This window comes from Mesorhizobium sp. M7A.F.Ca.AU.002.02.1.1 (genome assembly GCF_003998535.1).
Lineage (GTDB): Bacteria > Pseudomonadota > Alphaproteobacteria > Rhizobiales > Rhizobiaceae > Mesorhizobium > Mesorhizobium ciceri.
Genome location: NZ_RZPB01001047.1, coordinates 1 through 1,711, shown reverse-complemented (window position 1 = coordinate 1,711; position 1,711 = coordinate 1). Strand labels below are relative to the sequence as shown.

Sequence of the window (1,711 nt, the reverse complement as noted above, 5' to 3'; positions counted from 1 at the left end):
TTCAATAACCGGTGCCGCACCCGCTGGCGCGTCATCATGGCTGTCGATCAACTGGCCAAGACGCTCCATCGGCGCGCGCCACTCGAAGGCGTCGAGCCGGCCGGTGATCGGCGATACCGGAGCCCAGCGTTCCGATACCACGCCGTCTGCGACCCAGGCCGGATCGCGCGGCGCCCGCAGCGCCCTGGACAGCAGCTGCCGAACTTTGCCCTGATCGCCGGTCTCGGCCTCCTCGATGTCGGCGAGCAGCAGATAGGCGCCCTCGCGACGGTCCATCCGGATCGCCGCCTCGGCCTCGCGGCGGGCGGTCGCGAAATCCTGCGCGTCGAGCGCGGCGCGCGCCACCGTCATCGACGATTCGGCGTGGTTCTTCTTCATCTCCTGCAGCTTCTTCGCCCGGTTGAGGCGGTCGAGCACCGCGTCGCCCGGCCTTGCATGGGTATAGAGCTCGGCGATCTCCGGATGCGGCTCGGCCTTCCACGCCGCCTCGAGTATCTTCGAGCCCTTGCGCACATCGTTCTGCTTGAACAGTGCGGCCGCGGCGGCCACGGCGGCAGGCGCGAAATCGGGCCTGAGCTTGTTCGCTTCGATCGCCGCCGTCCTGGCGGCGGCGGGATCGCTGTCGGCAAGCGCCTGCGCCTTGGCGGTCAGCAGCACGGCGCGGCGGCGGTTGGCGGCATCGCGTTCGATCTGCCGTGTCGCTTTCTGCGCGTCGACGAGTTTCAGGGCGCCGTCCCAGTCGCCGCGCGCGGTCAGCTCTTCCAGCGTCGATTCCGCCGCCCAGGCCAGCTGCGGCGCCACAGCGGCGGCGCGGCCGGCATAATGCCTGGCGGCGTTGCGGTCGCCGAGCCGTTCGGCTTCCAGATAAAGCCCGCGCAAACCCAGCAGCCGCATTTCGGGATCCTCGAGCATGCTCTCGAATTTCTGCCGCGCGCCTTCATGATCGCCTTCGAGGAGCGACGCCTGCGCTTCGAGCAGGTGGATCAGCGGCTCCTGGTCGGAACGGATTAGCTTGGCGGCTTCCTTGGTCTTCTTGCGGGCCAGCGCGCCATCACCGGCGCCGGCGGCAATCATGCCGGTCGACAGCGCCTGATAGCCACGATCGCGGCGGCGGACACGGAAATAGCGCGAGATGGTGTAGGGGCTGTTCCACAGCGACTTGAGCAGCCACCACAGGATCATCACCGCAGCGACCACGGCAACGACAGCCACCGCCGCCACCATCAGGCTGACCTGGTATTGATAGCCGTTGAAAGTGACGACCATGTCGCCCGGCCGGTCGGCCAGCCAGGCAAAGCCCAGCCCGAGCGCGAAAACGACGATGAGGAAGGCGAGCAGGCGGATCATTGTGTTGCCCTCATGCCTTCATCGCGCCCGAGATCAGCGCATCGACCTGGGTCTCGACCTCGATGCGCGCCTTCAGCTTACCGGCAAAGTCGGCGCCCGCGGCCTTGGCGGCCTCGGGCAGCGTTTCATACTCGCTGAGTGCCTTGGCGTAGTCGCCCTGGTTGACCGCCGCCTCCATGCGCGCGACGGTTTCCGGTGCGCCGGCGCCTTCGACGGCGCCGATCGGCCTGACCTTGACCAGCGATTGCGCGCTCGACAGAAGGCTCTGAACGAAGCCGGCATTCTCATCGACAGGCGTCGCCGCCGTGACCATGGCATTGGCGGCGGCATCAGCCTGCGATGCGATCTCGGCGCGGGTTGGAAC

General features: G+C 67.8%; 1 protein-coding gene and 1 pseudogene. Both read right to left on the bottom strand.

Features of this window, described 5'->3' with window-relative positions; genetic code table 11:
* The coding region (locus EN879_RS34820) for a heme biosynthesis protein HemY (RefSeq protein WP_164774795.1) at positions 1 to 1,347 on the bottom strand (1,347 nt) is incomplete at its 3' end.
* A gap of 10 nt (positions 1,348 to 1,357) precedes the next feature.
* Positions 1,358 to 1,711, bottom strand: a pseudogene (locus tag EN879_RS34815) (phage tail protein); the annotation flags it as partial.